Below are 16,677 nucleotides of genomic sequence, written 5' to 3' on the forward strand. Positions count from 1 at the left end.
AAAACGCCGGCGCTAAGTGTGCGTTAACACTAGACCGGCGCTTTTGCTGTATAAATAGTCGTTATTTATCGAAACTGACTTCGATATGCACTTTGCCGAACTCTGAATCAAACGGCATCAGAATTTTGGCGCCTTCAGATTTATGCGAAATAGTATGGTTTTTACCTGATACTACTACTGGGGTGGCCATGGTAAAGTCGTAGCCTTTCTCACCTAAAACCCGCTTAGCACCACCGGTAACCATATTAGTAATTTCACCGACCATATCGGTAACATCCTCATTAATACCTTTTGGTCGCTCGCCAAGCATACGAAACATAATTTCGACCGCTAAAGACTCTTCAAAGGTAATAGAGAAGGAGCCTTTGGTTTGCGGGCTTACCATACCAATTAAGCCAGAAACGTCACCTCGCGCCACTTCATCTTTTTTAATTCGGGGCTGGCCAGGCACTATGGTGGTGTTAGCCATGGTACTAAGCACGTTTACTAAAGAGGATAAAAACGGATTTATAAATTCAACATTCATGTCAACGCCTGTTTGAATACGGGAATAGGGCTACAGCTTGTTTAAGATTAGAAACCTTTTAGCAAATGTACAAGCTATCGCGTTGTTTTAAGTCTATTTATTATGCAACTTTACAGCGTGCACAGGTGCCATGAGCTTCTATCGTTTGTTGCTTAATAACAAAACCCTGAGCAACGGCTTGGCGATTAAATTCTTCTTGCAGCAAATGCGAGTGCAACTCTGTTACGTTACCGCACTGGTCGCAGATTAGTAGTTGTGCTGGATGATGCTGACCAAAGTGGTGGCAGAGTAAAAAGGCATTACTAGACTCTATTTTATGAATAAAACCTTGTTCGGTTAAAAACTCTAATGCCCGGTAAATGGTTGCAGGTTTGGCACCCGGCTCGGTTTGTTTTAATTGTTCCAATAGCTCGTATGCACCAATGCCACCGTCAAGTTCGGCCAGCAGGCGGAATACTTTTTCCCGTATTAAAGTAAAGCGGGCGCCATTTTGTTCGCATATAATACGAGCACGGTTAACCAGAGTTTCCGTCGACATCTTCAGCTCCTGTCAGCAGTTGCTGGCAGTGTAACATAACACGGGTTAACTGCCACGCTGTTGCAGAAGCTAAAAAAGTAGTCGTTACAGGCGGTTGATTTGATCTTTAAGTTGATATGTCTTATCGGTAACGATGCTTTCCAGTGTAGCAATGCGCTGTTTAAGTTTTTCTTGCTCTGCTTTTAGTGCGTCTAGTTCTGCGCTGCCGGCTTTGCCTTTATTGTCGTTGTACACCTTAAACGCTGACAAGCTAATGCCGCCAATAATGGCCAGTGCCGCTATTTCAAAAGGTCCCATCGTTTGCTCCTGTTAATTTCTATAAATAGCTCAGTGGTGTTTTTTTGCAAATAAAATGCCAATTTAAATATGTATATATATCAATTGCATGTGTTTATTTCGTGGTTGATGAAAATACACAATACACCAAAAGTTAGCCATTTTCTGCAGAATATAGTGGTAAACTTAACCACTATTCTAGCAATTAATTGTAAGCCATTATGACTGACGAAGACTGGATGCGACATGCAATTGTGCTGGCAGGTAAAGCAGAGCTACAGGGTGAAGTGCCGGTAGGTGCCGTGCTGGTTAAGGATGGTGCATTGGTTGCAGAGGGCTGGAACCAAATGATCAGCCTTAACGACCCTTCGGCGCATGCCGAAATGCTGGCGATACGCGCTGCAGCATCAACATTAGCGAATTACCGACTACCTGAATGTACCTTATATGTAACGCTAGAGCCTTGCAGTATGTGTGCTGGCGCTATGGTACATGGACGGATAACTCGGTTGGTGTTCGGTGCAGCAGATGCCAAAACCGGTGCCGCTGGCTCGGTGCTGAACTTGCTGCAGCAGCCGCAGTTTAATCATCAGGTTGATGTAGTATCGGGTGTGTTGGCAGCAGAATGCGCTGCGCAGCTATCGGGATTCTTTCAGCGCCGGCGCGCTGAACACAAAGCGCTTAGGCGCAGTCTGGCTGCAAATTGAAAAAACCAGTGTAATGTCGACGACGCTGGTGTAGTTTGGTTATCGCAATATTGCGTTTAATGCGGCGCCGGCTTGATGCGACATCGACTAGTCGGCGACGTTTAGCCCTAACCTGAGGTCGTTTGCGTTTTAACATGTTACACCTGAATATTCTGCCACGATGATATTACCGTAATTAACGCTACTATGGCGGTTTGCCAGCAGGCTTTCAATGGCCAGCTTAATTACCATCATCATCGTTGGTTGGCAATATTTCTGTACTGTTTTCGCTGCTAAGTTGCTCTGTCAGGCGCTTTTTTTGTTGCTCCAGTCGCAGCTCGGCTTGCTGGCGCTCATCTACCCACAGCAATGTATCGTAATAACGCCGAATATTTTCTACATAACTTACCGCTTCGTCACCACGGGCATAGCCATACTTGGTAGTTTGATACACGCTTTTTTGCCGTAATAGTGGCAAGCGTTGTTTTACGTCTAACCATTTATCCGGATCGGCTCCGTCTCGTTGCGTCAAAATACGGGCATCTTCAACATGGCCCCAACCCACGTTATAAGAAGCCAGCGCAAACCACAGCCGGTCTGGCATTGCAATGCGTTCAGGAATACGGCTGACTAACCGGTGCAGATAACGGCTGCCACCGCGGATGCTTTGCTCTGGATCTAATCGGCTGCTAATACCCATTTGTTGCGCTGTCGGTAAGGTTAACATCATCAAGCCTCGCACGCCGGTAGGGCTTTTCGCTTTCGGGTCCCAGTGCGATTCCTGATAACTAAGTGCAGCTAATAGCCGCCAGTCCAATTCACCAGCATAGTGAACAAACCAGGGTTTGTAGGTTGGCAGGTTTTGCTCTATTGCCTCGATATAGGCTAACGTATCTACATAATCAAATTGTTGTACATGACCAAAGTATCTGTCTTCCAGCGCGATAAGTTCGCCGCTTTGGTACATTGCGCCAAAGAATTCGATCAGCACGGCATATAACGAGTCGTCGTTATTTGCTGCTATTAGCCAACTTACCGGTAGGTTATCGCGTACGGTAAACGCAATGCTCAGGTTGGGATAAAAACGTCGGTTTAACGCCAACTGATTTGAATCGGTAAGAGTATAGGCAATATTGCCATCGACAACTTGTTGCAAGATTTCATCGGCATCCAATGTCGGATGTTGCTGCCAATTCAGTTCAGGTGTGTCCTGGCTAAGTTGCTGCAGTGTCTCGGCATGGCTACTGTCTTTTACCACGATAATACTATCTGATAACTCATTGAGTGATCGTGGCCAGATATTGCCCTGCTTAAACACTAATACTTCGTTAATCCAACGATAGGCCGGTGACGCACGGTACTTGTCTTTACGGATCTGGGTTACGGTCAAGCCGCCAGCGATATAGTCTACCTGACCAGAGTCAAGTTTTTGCAGTAGCTCTTCCAAGTGATAACTGGGGTATAGCTCAAGTTTTACACCCAATTTATCTGCCAGGGCCTGACTTAATTCTAGTTCGAAGCCAACTGGGCCATCAACGCCCACGTAATAGCTGGTAGGGCCGTGCAAAATGCCAACCTTTAAGCTATCGCGCTGATAGATCTGATAAAGCTGGCTTTGCAGGGGGGCAGGGCTACAGCCTGCTAACCACCAAAATAACAGCAACCAGAGCCAACTTTTCCACATCTGAATTAACCTATATCTTCGCATTCTGCGCTGTTATAGCAAACTTCTGCAGCGCAGTCAGTGTTTACTCATACCACTTGGGCAGAAATTTCTTTATAATGGCGCGCCGGTCCGGGGGCTAACCCCAGGTTCCATCTTTGACAAACCCACGGGAAAAGAAAGCCTATGTTGATCCTGCGTGGTGCGCCAGCACTGTCCGAATTCAGAATTCAAAAGTTACTCGACCAATGCGCCCAAAGTGGCCTGAACCTCAGCAGTATTTACGCTGAGTTTATGCACTTTGCCGATCTTAGCAGCGCCTTGACTGACGCCCAGCAGCAAACACTGGATAAATTGCTTACTTATGGCCCGGCTATTGCCAGCCATGAGCCGCACGGCCAGTTAATTCTTGTGACGCCACGGCCGGGCACCATTTCGCCCTGGTCGTCTAAAGCCACCGATATTGCCCGCAACTGCGGCTTAAGCTCAGTAAAGCGTTTAGAGCGCGGTATTGCTTATTATGTACAAGCCGCCACATCGTTGAGTGCAGAGCAACTTAGTCAAGTTACAGCATTGTTGCATGATCGGATGATGGATGCAGTGTTTACTGAACTGCATCAGGCTCAGGCATTATTTAGCCAAGCCGAACCAGCGCCCGTTAGCTCGGTCGATATCCTTGGTGGTGGTCGTTCTGCCCTGGTTAATGCCAATATTGATATGGGGCTGGCGCTGGCTGATGACGAGGTAGATTACCTGTTCGATAATTTTACCGCACTGGGCCGTAACCCGAACGACATTGAACTGTATATGTTTGCCCAAGCGAACTCAGAGCACTGCCGGCACAAAATTTTTAACGCCGACTGGACCATTGACGGCGTAAAACAGCCTAAATCGCTGTTTAAAATGATTAAAAACACTTTTGAACGTACGCCGGATTATGTGTTGTCAGCCTATAAAGATAATGCAGCGGTAATGGAAGGCTCAATTGCCGGGCGCTTTTTTGCCCAGCCAGGTGACAATAGCTATCAGTATCACCATGAACCTATCCACGTGCTGATGAAGGTAGAAACGCATAACCATCCCACGGCCATTTCGCCTTATCCTGGCGCTGCTACCGGCTCTGGCGGTGAAATTCGCGATGAGGGTGCTACCGGTGTTGGCTCTAAACCCAAAGCGGGTTTGGTTGGTTTCTCGGTGTCTAATTTACGTATTCCGGGCTTTGAACAGCCTTGGGAAACCGATTTCGGCAAGCCGGATCGTATCGTATCGGCGCTGGACATTATGCTGGAAGGCCCGCTGGGCGGCGCGGCATTTAATAATGAATTCGGCCGGCCGGCCATTAACGGATATTTCCGTACCTACGAAGAAAAAGTAGCCAGTCATAACGGTGAAGAAGTGCGCGGTTACCATAAGCCGATTATGATTGCCGGTGGTTTGGGTAATATCCGCGCTGAGCATGTACAAAAAGGTGATTTACCGGTTGGTGCTAAGTTAGTGGTACTGGGAGGCCCGGCAATGAATATCGGTTTGGGCGGCGGTGCCGCTTCGTCGATGGCCTCGGGTCAGTCAGCCGAAGACTTAGATTTTGCCTCAGTACAGCGCGAAAACCCGGAAATTGAACGTCGCTGTCAGGAAGTTATCGACCGCTGCTGGCAGCTGGGTGATGACAACCCTATCGTATTTATTCACGATGTTGGCGCCGGTGGTTTATCCAATGCCTTCCCTGAGCTGGTAAATGACGGTGGCGTGGGCGGTAAATTTGAACTGCGGAATGTGCCGAACGATGAGCCCGGCATGTCGCCGCTGCAAATCTGGTGTAACGAGTCGCAAGAGCGTTATGTTATGGCGATACCGGCGGATAAAATGCCGCTGTTTGAACAGATTTGTAAGCGTGAGCGCGCGCCTTTTGCTGTAGTGGGTGAAGCTACTGGCGATCAGCACTTAACCCTGACTGATAGCCATTTTGGTAGTACACCGATTGATTTGCCATTAAGTGTACTGCTTGGCAAAGCGCCGAAAATGCACCGCGATGTTCAAAGTGTGCAAACCGCGGGTAAAGCGCTGGATTTAACCGGCATAACAATAAAAGACGCTGCCGAACGTTTACTGCGTCTACCGGCGATTGCAGAAAAAACCTTTTTGGTAACCATAGGCGATCGCAGTGTTACCGGTTTAGTGGCGCGTGATCAGATGGTTGGCCCCTGGCAGGTACCGGTAGCTAACTGCGGTGTTACTGCGGCCAGCTACGACACTTACCATGGTGAAGCTATGGCAATGGGCGAGCGCACCCCGGTGGCACTACTCGACTTTGCTGCTTCAGCCCGGTTAGCGGTGGCAGAAGCTATTACTAACATCGCTGCTACTGATATTGGCGAGTTAAAACGGGTGAAGTTATCGGCTAACTGGATGGCCGCTGCCGGTCACCCGGGTGAAGACGCCGGTTTATACGCTGCGGTTAAAGCCATTGGTGAAGAGTTATGCCCGGCACTGGAAGTGACTATTCCGGTGGGTAAAGATTCCATGTCAATGAAAACCAAGTGGCAGAAGAATGGCGAAGAACATGCGGTAACATCACCGTTATCGCTGGTGATCACCGCCTTTGCCCGGGTTGAAGATATTCGCAAAACGGTGACGCCGCAGTTACGCACTGACAAAGGTGACAGCAGCCTGCTGTTAATCGACTTGGGGCAGGGGCAGAACCGCTTAGGCGCGTCCTGTTTAGCACAAGTGTATAAGCAACTGGGCCAGACTCCGGTTGATTTAGACAGCCCAGAGCTGTTAATTAACTTCTTTAATGCTGTGCAACAGCTAACGCGCGAGCAAAAACTGCTGGCCTACCATGACCGCTCAGACGGTGGTTTATTTGTTACGCTGGCTGAAATGGCCTTTGCCGGTAAAGCCGGTGTGCGTGCCGACATCAGCGCCCTGGGTGCAGATGATATGGCCGTGCTGTACAGCGAAGAGCCAGGCGCAGTGATCCAGGTAAGCAACAGCGAGCTTGAGTATGTGCAGCAAGTGCTGGCACAGCATCAATTGGCCGATTGCAGCCATGTTATTGGCAGCGTGACTGACGCAGATGAGCTGGTGTTTAGCCGTGGTGACACGCTGGTGCTGGGCGACAGCCGCACCCGTTTACGTTGCATCTGGGCAGAAACCACCTACCAAATGCAGGCGCTGCGTGATAACCCAGAGGGTGCTAAGCAGGAGTTTTCTGCTAAAGCCGATGCCGCTGATCCAGGTTTAAGCGTGAAGCTTAGTTTTGATTTAAACGAAGATATTGCCGCACCGTTTATTCTTAAAGGTGCTGCGCCCAAAGTGGCTATTCTGCGCGAACAGGGCGTGAACTCGCATGTCGAAATGGCGGCGGCGTTTAATCGTGCCGGTTTTAACGCAGTCGATGTGCATATGAGCGACATTTTGGCTGGTCGTGCCAAACTGGCCGACTTTAACGGCTTAGTCGCTTGTGGCGGCTTTTCATACGGCGACGTATTAGGTGCCGGCGAAGGCTGGGCGAAATCAGTGTTGTTTAACGACATTGCCCGCAAACAGTTTGCTGAGTTCTTTGCGCGCCAAACCACCTTCTCGCTGGGGGTGTGTAACGGCTGTCAAATGATGTCTAACTTAAAGAGCCTGATCCCGGGTGCTGAGCTGTGGCCACATTTTGTGCGCAACAAATCTGAGCGCTTTGAAGCCCGTTTTAGCCAGGTTGAAATTCAGCAAAGCCCGTCGCTGCTGTTTAGCGGCATGGCCGGTTCACGTATGCCTATCGCTGTATCGCACGGTGAAGGTCATGCTGAATTTGCCAGCAATGAAGCTTTTGTGAAAGCCAACCACAGCGGCACGGTAGCGATGCGCTTTATTGATCACTACGGCAAGGTGACTGAGCAATACCCGCACAACCCGAATGGCTCAGCCGCCGGTATCACCTCGTTAACCACTACCGATGGCCGGGTAACGATTATGATGCCGCATCCGGAGCGGGTGTTCCGCGCGGTGGCTAATTCCTGGCAGCCGGATGGTTGGCAAGAAGATAGCCCATGGATGCGCATGTTCCGCAACGCGCGTGTCTGGTTAGGTTAAGCGGCACCGTATAACTAACCCTGCTAAAGCAGGGTTAGTTTTTTTTGCCCCGTCTATTTAATACTGCGATATTTCCCTGCTGCGTTAAATTCCGGCAACTCTGCATTGCAACAACTACACTTAGTGACATTTCGGCTCACTATCTTCCTGGTCACAGAGGTGGCAATGCAAAAATCCGCGATTATTACCTTACAGCAAGCACTTAAGCTTAATGCTAACTATGTTGACGGTGTGCTGAATACTCAGACATTGGCGGCATGTACACAGTGGCTGCAGTCAAACGGCGCCGCTGATACCGGCGTCAACTGGCAAAGTTGGCCACCGCAGCGCCAGGCCGTATTGTGCTTGCAGCTGTGTTGCCAGCAAGCCGGTGTTAACCCGGGGGTAGCAGATGGCTGGTGGGGCCCCCAGACGGCGTTTGCTGCTGAACAACTAGCCGCATTGCAGCAGGGCAGCCAAGTAGCTAACTGGCGAGATAGCTTTAGTACCCCGGCTAACCCTCACCTGTGGCCATTGGACCGGGAAACTGAGTTGCGCGCGTTTTATGGCGAGCCGGGCAGTGGGCTGATTAAAATTAAATTGCCTTATCCATTAAGGCTTGCCTGGGATACCAACACCACAGTACTTAGTACCCAATGCCATCAGAAAGTCGCGGCGAGTTTACAAAAAGTACTCGAACAAGTACTGCAATACTATGGCTTTGATGCCGTACAGCAATTGCGGCTGGATTTATATGGCGGTGGTTTCAATCTGCGAGCCAAACGCGGTGGTAGCAGTTTGTCTACCCATAGCTGGGGCATAGCTTTTGATTTTGACCCTGAACATAATCAGCTTAAATGGGACAGTAGTAAAGCCAGTTTTGCCCGTGCGGAATATGACTATTGGTGGCAGTGTTGGGAAAACGAAGGCTGGGTAAGTTTAGGCCGCGGCCGTAACTATGATTGGATGCATGTGCAGGCTGCCCGGCTATAGCGTTAGAGCAATCCCTTTAAAAACGCCACTACACTGCGGCCCAGCGCACTTAGTGCATATCCACCTTCCAGGGTAGCAACGATACGGCCCTGGCAATGTTGATCGGCCAATTGTTTTAACTGCTGGGCGATCCAGTGATAATCATTTTCGGTTAGCAGAAACTGCGCCATGTCGTCTTCACGGTGGCCGTCAAAGCCGGCAGAAACCAGAATAAGCTGTGGGTTAAAGGCGTTAATGCGTGGCAACCAATGCTGCAAAATTTGTTCGCGCCAGATGGCAGGTTTGCATAGTGCGGGCAGCGGCAGGTTTTCGATATTATCAGCCAATGCTGTATCACCGGTATTGGGATACAACGGAAACTGAAACGATGAACAAAACAATACACGCTCATCACCAGCAAAAATATCCTCGGTGCCATTGCCATGGTGTACGTCAAAGTCGACTATGGCGACGCGTTCAAGCTTATGCTGCTCAAGAGCATGTAGGGTAGCTATAGCAACATTGTTAAAAATGCAAAAGCCCATAGCCTGATCACGGGTTGCATGATGGCCCGGCGGCCGAACACTGCAAAAGGCTTGCTGATTTGTCTGCTGCAATACCAAATCTACAGCATTAATGCCGGCTCCAGCGGCATGCAGGGCTGCGTCCAGGCTGTGCTGCATCATCTGTGTATCGGGGTCGAGCCAGATATGGCCAATAGCGGGTGCTTTGGCAAAAATTTCATCGACATATAGATTACTGTGCGCCCGGTAGATGTCACTTTTGCTTGCCGCAGTGGCATCGCGCTGCTGCACGATAAATTCCATGCCAGAGCGGATCAGCTGATCATTTATCGCGCTCAAACGCGCGGGTTGTTCTGGATGGTCGTCACCGGCTAAATGACGATAACAATTTGGGTGGCTGATTAATGTAATGGCCATTAGCTGCCCTCTGCAGTGCTGGCAGTGCGGGGTAAGCGCAACTGCATATAGACTTCTGTCGGGTCGTCTCCCGGCAGCCGGCCAAAGCCGGCTTTTTGAAACACACTGAGCATGGCTTTGTTTTCTGCGCGGACAAAGGCAATCATGCAGCTAAGATCCCGCATTTCAGCTATGTTAATCATTTCCTGTAGTAACCGCTTTGCCATGCCTTTACCCTGATATTTCTCCCGCGTGACGAAGGCTACTTCGCAGCTGCTGCCATCGCTTAGCAGATAGTAACGACCGACTGCTTGGATCTGTACCGCTGAGCCTTTTTGTTTAACGATACAAAGCGCCAAATCTTTAGATTGGTCAACACCAACCAAGGTGCAGGATTTCTCCCGGCTCATCTGGGTAGGTACAGCACTATAACGCAGTTGCAGGGTTTCTTTGGTATGGGAGTAAAAGAACTCCTGCAGTCGGCGCTCATCCGATGGGTTAAGTGGCCTTAAATCAAACTCTTCACCGTCGATATCAAGTTCCTTAAAGCCAACACTGCCTAGCTCCGGTACTTCAGTGGGGGTATGCAACTGATAATGCGGCACCCAAAAGTGCCGACGAATTTGCTCTAACAGCTGTTGGCGAAATTTTGGATGTGCTACCCGGATAAGCTCTAACGCGCGTTCGCGTATGCTTTTACCTCGTAACGATGCAACGCCGAACTCGGTAACAACATAGTGCACATGCCCACGTGAAGTGACGACGCCTGCGCCCTCACTAAGGTGTGCCACTATGCGTGACACTGTGCCGTTTTTCGCCGTGCTAGGCAGGGCGATAATCGGTTTGCCACCGTTACTCATGGAGGCGCCGCGGCTAAAATCGACCTGCCCGCCAATGCCGCTATAAAACAAGTGGCCAATCGAGTCGGAGACGATTTGCCCGGTTAAGTCGACTTCTATGGCGCTGTTAATCGATACCATATTGTCGTTGCGGGCAATATTGGCAGGCGAGTTGACATACTCACTGGGGTAAAACCCCATATGCGGATTACAATGCACAAAATCATACAGCGCTTTGCTGCCGACGCAAAAGCTGGCTACCGTTTTACCGGGGTGAAAAGTTTTCTTACGGTTGGTAACCACGCCTTTTTTAATCAACTCCATCATCGAGTCGGTGATCATCTCGCTGTGAATACCCAAATCTTTATGGTTGCCGAGGTATCGCAGCACGGCATCACACATTTTACCCACACCGATCTGGATGGTGGCGCCGTCGTCAACCAGCAATGACACGTACTGACCAACCCGCTCAGTAACGGCATCTAACTTAACCACAGGCAGCTGTGCTATTGGTTGCTCGGCATAAAAATAGGCACTGATTTGGTCTTTATGAATAAACGCCTGGCCATAGGTAATCGGCATCGACGGATTAACCTGGGCAATCACTTTTTTAGCTGCTTTTGCGGCTGCCGAGACAATATCAACCGATACGCCCAGCGAATGGTAGCCGTGCTCATCAGCTGGGCTTACCATGATAAGCGCGGCATCCAGCGGTAATATGCCATCACTGAATAGAGACGGTATATCTGACATAAAGCAGGGGGTGTAATCAGCCCGGCCTTCTGCCACGGCGCGACGCACCTGCTCGCCGCCAATGAATAAAGCGTTTACTTTAAACAACTGCTGATGCTGCGGTTCTGCCCATTTATTGTCAGACAATGAATATACTTGCACAATTTCAATATCATGCAGCTGTTTAGCATTGGTAATTAAATCATCAATTAGCCGGGTTGGGGTTGCCGCATGCGAACCGATAAAAATACGGTCGCCAGATTTTAGCAACTGTTGCCAATTAAGAGTGTCAATGCTTTTGCTCATATCACGCTTGGCTCATTCAGTTATTTACTTAGTGTAAAACAAAAAGGCGGCTGCGTTGCAGTCGCCTTTAGTCTTAATTTGCCGGCCAAGTTATTATAAGGTCCAGCGCAAGCCCACCATAGCCACATAAGGATCAATATTTACCGCGACATGTTGAATGGTATCGCCATTAACCTGGACCCGGGCAGAGGTATCAATATCCATTTTGCTGAGCATCAAATGCAGCCCCAAGCTATCGGTCAATTTCACATTGACTCCTGCCTGCAATGCCAAACCAAAAGAGCTTTTTAGCTTCAACCCGACCAGATCATTACCGCTTGTTACATTTAACGCGTCCAGGGCCCCTTCAAGTTGAGCATCGACTTTTTCATTGAAAAAGACCGTGTAATTTAAACCCAGGCCGACAAAGGGGTCAAAGGTCTGATGTTCAGGCATAAAATGGTACTGCGCCAGCAACGTTGGTGGTAAATGTTTGGTTTTGCCTACTTTCAGGCCGTCAATTGCTGAGCCTTTTACCTTTATATCATGGCTGAACGGCGTTGCGGCAATTAGTTGCACTGACCAGTTTGGGGTAAATTTATAGTCAAACGTCAGACCCAGCTGGGTATTGCTGTTCACCGCCACTGAGGTTGATCCGGCTGTCAGGCCGGCAACCTGTTCTACTACATTAAGGCTGGAACTACTGTCATCCGGCGCGACGGTAATGGCACCAATGTTTACGCCGAATTCGGCTGCTGCAGAGGTAGAAGCCAGTAAAGTAGCCAGTGTTATCGCAGTTAAGGTTGTTTTCATGTTGTTCTCCACAGATAATTTCTGTGTTGATTGTCGATGTTTATCACAAATGATTATTGGTTTAGATCAATAAACAACGGGGCAGATATTACTTCTGCCCCGTTGTTTGTTTTGTATCAACAAAGTGGTAGTTACTCGATACTCCTGCTGCGGCTTTCTTTCTGTTTCACTACGACCTCACGCTGCGGTTGGCGCATCTCACGTTGGGGCTGCTTTACTTCGCGCGGTGGCTGGCGCAGCTCAGAACTGTTTGCCTGACGTGGTTGCCGAGCTGTCAATTGCTGCTGCACCACTGCTGTTTGCTGACGTGCCTCAACTGGCGCTTGGCGCTGCGATTGTTGACGTACGGCGTCGCGCTGGCGCAATTGTGCTGTATTGATTACCTGAGCCGGGCGTTGTTGTTCAGCTAATTGCTGCTGAACTTTCCGGTGTTGGTCTACACGATCTGCTGCTGTGTTGTTCAGCTGTTGCTCGGTTTTTGTTTGGCGTTGTTGGCGCAAATCTTGATTACGCTGACGCGGGTTTTGCTCAGTCGTTTGCCAGTCATGTTGACGAAGCCTAACCTGATCTGCGGTTTTGCGTTGATACAGCGGCTTGTGTTCCCGCACAGTAACATTGCTGTCAGCCCGGGCATGCCGCACCGGCTTACCTTGTAGTTCTCGTGTTGGCTGGTGATAGCCATAGCCGGTATTGTAATCGCGGTTCAAACGCTCGTGCCTATAATGTACGCCGCGGCGGTGTTCTGCATTGTGGTGCCAGCGACGGGCATCTACATAATGCTTGTGACGTTTGGGGTAATAACGCGGTGGCGTATGGTAATAATGATGATGAACTACCACATGACGCTGATGCCAGTCGAAGATGCCGAAATAAAACCACGGCCTGACATTGACGCTAACCCCCCAGTGAAAAGGGCTACTACGGTAATACACACCAGCGGTGTGCCAGTATACTGGCGGGTGTGATGGCCACCACCAGTCGCCATAGACGACTCGGGTATCATACACCGGCACATAAACGATTTCTTTGCGTGCGGGCTCAATTACGATGACTTCCCGCTCGCGTTCAACAAACACATGTTTGTTATCGTTTAATGAACCATTGGCATAGGCCTTTTGCCGCAGGTTTTGAATGCTGGCTAATACCTGCGTTTCATCAGTTAGAAAGGCTTCGCCCAGTTGCTGGGTCCAATCCAGATCAGAACTTAGCCGCTTTAGCAATTGCGGAAATGCGACTAAGGCTGTAACGCTAGGGTCCCAGCCCTTATTTTCTACTGCACGTACAGCGTCTTCACCAGTAATATTTGGGTTATCGTCTAGCCAGCGTGCAGCTTGCACCACTTCCAGTGGATAGGTGGCAGCAATAAGTACATGGGTTAATACGGTATCGGGATACAACGCGACTGGCGCCAGCATCTGATCCAGTTCCGCCTGAGACCAGCTACTGTCGTCAGTTTGCGCTGTAACTGTTTGGCTTGCCAGCAGCATACACACTGCCAGCACTTGGCTTAGTTGCAGTATCAGCTTTTTCATTATGCGATCCTCAGTTTCACCGTCAGTGCATAATAGCACCTACAGCTTGATGTTTGCTGTGTAGGTTATAGGCAGCTGAGGCTGAATTGAAACTGAACTTTACCTAACCTTTACATTGCCAAGCCGGCAAGTAATGCTGCCGGATTAGCTAGATTAGAGTTGGACTAGGCGTTGCCAAGATAACGGGCTTTTTTATTGGCTTTCAGCTTATGTATATCGACCAGCACCAGGCCATCAACGCAGTTAGCAAAATCCGGGTCGGTACCAAAAGCCAAGAACTTTACCCCGCCAGGTTCACATAATTCACTGTATTGTTTGTACAACGTTGGTATGCTTAGCCCCATGTTAGCCAATAAATGTTTCAACTGGGTGAAGTCCTCCAGGTAATTTTGGCCACTAAAATGCTGTTGCAACTCAGTTAAAATAATCTGTGGTAGCTGATAAGGTTGTTTAGAAACGGCGCTAACGCTGTTGTCACTAAAATATAAGCTGTAAAAGTACACCATCAGATCGCGGGCTGCCTGCGGATAGCTACCCGATAAGCTAACCCCGCCAAATAAATAGCGAATGTCCGGGTTGCGTTTTAAATAGGCGCCAATGCCGTACCATAAATACTCTAGGCTACGTTTACCCCAGTAGCGCGGTTGCACAAAGCTGCGGCCAAGTTCCAGCCCGGCGTTGAGGTAAGTGGCCATGCTACTGTCAAACTGGAACAGGGTTGCGGTATATAAACCATTTTCGCCATGCGCCGCCAGTATGTTGCGGGTATTAGCAAAGCGGTAGGCGCCGACAATTTCCAGGTCGTCTTTATCCCACAAGATCAGCTGCTCGTAGTGGCTGTCGAAGCGATCTATGTCACGGCGCAGGCCGCTGCCCTCGCCAACAGCGCGAAAAGCAAATTCACGTAAGCGGCCTATTTCACGTAAAATAGGCGAACTTTGCTGATGCTGATACAGATAAATTTGCTTCCCATCAGCGGTGTGGCCGAGCAATTCACACTGTTCTACCGCTTTTTTTAATGTAATGCGATCTTCCGGGTGAGCGATGGCACTTTGGGTAATAAACAAGGCTGGTTTATCTTTGGCCAGTCGATACAGATGTTTTTTGAATAGCTTTACCTTGGCTTGTGTCTCCAGTGCCAGGTTAGCAAAAGAGTCATAGGGAATTTGCTCGCCAATGCGCATTTCCAGTTTTTTGCGCTGCTGGTTAAACATTTCCTGCACCAGCAGCATGGTGGCTAACGGTTTGTACAGCATGGATGCGCCATAAAACAGTGCGGAGTTACGGCCATCTATAAAAATGGGTAAAATGGGCGCTTTGGCATTGCTGGCAAAGCGTAAAAAACCACTGTGCCATTTGCCATCGCGGATGCCGTCGGGCCTTAATCTTGATACCTCGCCTGAAGGAAACAAGATCAGCGCGCCTTCATGGGCTAAATGCTGCTGAATATTGTCCAGCGCCCGGCGCTCGGTGCCGCCGTTCATGTTGTTTACTGGCAACAGCAAATTGTGTAACGGTTTTAGCGCCATCAGCACTTGGTTAGCCACTACCTTTACATCCGGGCGTATATCACTGATCAGTTTTAACAAAGCCAGGCCATCTAGCGAGCCAATGGGGTGGTTAGCAATGATCACCACTCTGCCGCTAGCGGGAATGCGCTCAACTTCATTATCCCGCACGGAGTAGCGGAAGTTAAAATGATCCAGTACCTGCTCGACAAACTCTAAGCCTTGCAAGTGTGGGTAGCGGTCGGCAAAGTTGAGAAAATCCTGCTCGTGCAGCAAGCGGCGCAGCGCACCTTTTACCGGCTTATAAAGCCAGGGTTTATTGGTTAGGCCTGGAAGGTTTTGCGATAGAACCTGGTCAACATTGATCATTTTTAGCTCCGGTTGCACTGCAATAGGCTGGGCTCAGGCTAAAACGCTTGTATGACACTCTGGTGTCGGATTTATGGCAGTTTGCTTAAATTTCATGCCGCTTCCTTGCCGCTGACGGCAAGCGGCAGGGCGGCAATCTTCTGGGCCTGCTCTGTGCAATGATACAGGGCAAGGCTGCCATCATGCTGCTCTATCAATGCGGTGCAACTGTCTATCCAATCGCCGTCGTTGCAGTAAATAATGCCTTGCTCAAGCCGAATCTCCGGGTGGTGAATATGGCCGCAGACAATGCCATCAAAACCGCCGCGCTGCGCTTTTGCTACTGCGGCTTCACGATAACGGGCTATCGCTTTTTGCGCACCGGGTACTTTGCTCTTTATATAGGCTGCCAGGCTAAAATAGCCGCCACCACTGTAACGGCGCAGACGGTTATACCAGCGATTAAGAAACAGTAGTAGGTCATACAGGTTATCGCCCAACCAGGCATGTAAGCGGCCAAAATTGACTTCTTTGTCAAATTCATCACCGTGCAACAGCAATAATTTTTTGCCTTGAGCGGTAGTATGGCTGGCGCGAAGTTGCACCTTGATATTGCCAAAACCTTTACCAGCATACAGGCGCAATGCTTCGTCGTGGTTGCCTGGAATATAGATAATGTCGGTACCTTGTTCGGCTTTATCTAATAAGCAGCGCACAACTTTGTTCTGGCTTGGCTTCCAGTGCACCTGCTTGCGCATGGCCCAGAGGTCAACAATGTCACCCAGCAGATAAATAGTATTGGCCTGGCTTTGTTGTAAAAAGCCCAGCAGATAGTCAGCCTGGCAATCTTTACAGCCTAAATGCACGTCAGATAAAAAGATGGTACGACAGTTTAGCATCAGCGGGTTACCATGTTATCTTTAAGCCCGCTTAGCTTGCTGGCCCGCTGTGTCAGTGTTATGACGATTTATTGAAGCTTT

Annotated in this window: 13 protein-coding genes; 3 read left to right on the plus strand and 10 right to left on the minus strand. The window is 49.4% G+C overall.

The window, feature by feature from the left end:
• Positions 1-61: 61 nt before the first annotated feature.
• The 3 genes from I4W93_RS12935 to I4W93_RS12945 form a co-directional block, all read right to left on the minus strand.
• Positions 62-526, minus strand: a complete 465-nt coding sequence (locus tag I4W93_RS12935) for a chemotaxis protein CheX (RefSeq protein ID WP_205311378.1) — start codon at positions 524-526, stop codon at positions 62-64.
• Between the two features lie 100 nt (positions 527-626).
• Positions 627-1,064: a transcriptional repressor gene (locus tag I4W93_RS12940; RefSeq protein WP_205311377.1), complete on the minus strand. Its 438-nt coding sequence runs from the start codon at positions 1,062-1,064 to the stop codon at positions 627-629.
• An 84-nt stretch (positions 1,065-1,148) separates the two neighbouring features.
• Positions 1,149-1,361: a hypothetical protein gene (locus I4W93_RS12945; protein WP_205311376.1), complete on the minus strand. Its 213-nt coding sequence runs from the start codon at positions 1,359-1,361 to the stop codon at positions 1,149-1,151.
• 200 nt (positions 1,362-1,561) lie between these two features.
• Between I4W93_RS12945 and tadA the strand changes: the two genes are divergently transcribed.
• Positions 1,562-2,047 (plus strand): tRNA adenosine(34) deaminase TadA, encoded by a 486-nt coding sequence (gene tadA, locus I4W93_RS12950; RefSeq protein ID WP_205311375.1) that lies wholly within the window; start codon positions 1,562-1,564, stop codon positions 2,045-2,047.
• Positions 2,048-2,267: 220 nt separating this feature from the next.
• On the opposite strand, the gene mltF is transcribed toward tadA, so the two are convergent.
• The gene (gene mltF, locus I4W93_RS12955) at positions 2,268-3,710 is read right to left on the minus strand and encodes a membrane-bound lytic murein transglycosylase MltF (RefSeq protein ID WP_205311374.1); all 1,443 of its coding nucleotides are present in this window, start codon (positions 3,708-3,710) and stop codon (positions 2,268-2,270) included.
• A gap of 165 nt (positions 3,711-3,875) precedes the next feature.
• On the opposite strand from mltF, the gene purL reads away from it, so the two are divergent.
• Positions 3,876-7,769, plus strand: coding sequence for a phosphoribosylformylglycinamidine synthase (gene purL / locus I4W93_RS12960; RefSeq protein ID WP_205311373.1), 3,894 nt, complete (start codon positions 3,876-3,878; stop codon positions 7,767-7,769).
• Positions 7,770-7,934: 165 nt separating this feature from the next.
• Entirely contained in the window at positions 7,935-8,741 is an 807-nt protein-coding gene (locus tag I4W93_RS12965; protein WP_205311372.1) for a M15 family peptidase, read from the plus strand.
• A 2-nt stretch (positions 8,742-8,743) separates the two neighbouring features.
• Here the strand turns inward: I4W93_RS12965 and I4W93_RS12970 are convergent, their stop codons facing one another.
• The 6 genes from I4W93_RS12970 to I4W93_RS12995 form a co-directional block, all read right to left on the minus strand.
• Entirely contained in the window at positions 8,744-9,661 is a 918-nt protein-coding gene (locus I4W93_RS12970; protein ID WP_205311371.1) for a histone deacetylase family protein, read from the minus strand.
• Positions 9,661-11,517 (minus strand): bifunctional acetyl-CoA hydrolase/transferase family protein/GNAT family N-acetyltransferase, encoded by a 1,857-nt coding sequence (locus I4W93_RS12975; protein ID WP_205311370.1) that lies wholly within the window; start codon positions 11,515-11,517, stop codon positions 9,661-9,663. The genes I4W93_RS12970 and I4W93_RS12975 overlap by 1 nt, the downstream gene beginning before the upstream one ends.
• A 93-nt stretch (positions 11,518-11,610) precedes the next feature.
• Positions 11,611-12,309 (minus strand): OmpW/AlkL family protein, encoded by a 699-nt coding sequence (locus tag I4W93_RS12980; RefSeq protein WP_205311369.1) that lies wholly within the window; start codon positions 12,307-12,309, stop codon positions 11,611-11,613.
• Between the two features lie 131 nt (positions 12,310-12,440).
• Positions 12,441-13,841: a DUF3300 domain-containing protein gene (locus tag I4W93_RS12985; RefSeq protein WP_205311368.1), complete on the minus strand. Its 1,401-nt coding sequence runs from the start codon at positions 13,839-13,841 to the stop codon at positions 12,441-12,443.
• A gap of 164 nt (positions 13,842-14,005) precedes the next feature.
• Entirely contained in the window at positions 14,006-15,718 is a 1,713-nt protein-coding gene (gene olsF / locus I4W93_RS12990) for a bifunctional ornithine lipid synthase OlsF (protein ID WP_205311367.1), read from the minus strand.
• Between the two features lie 92 nt (positions 15,719-15,810).
• Positions 15,811-16,596 (minus strand): UDP-2,3-diacylglucosamine diphosphatase, encoded by a 786-nt coding sequence (locus I4W93_RS12995; RefSeq protein ID WP_205311366.1) that lies wholly within the window; start codon positions 16,594-16,596, stop codon positions 15,811-15,813.
• Positions 16,597-16,677: the final 81 nt, after the last annotated feature.

The sequence above is a fragment of the Rheinheimera maricola genome, assembly GCF_016918075.2.
Lineage (GTDB): Bacteria > Pseudomonadota > Gammaproteobacteria > Enterobacterales > Alteromonadaceae > Alishewanella > Alishewanella maricola_A.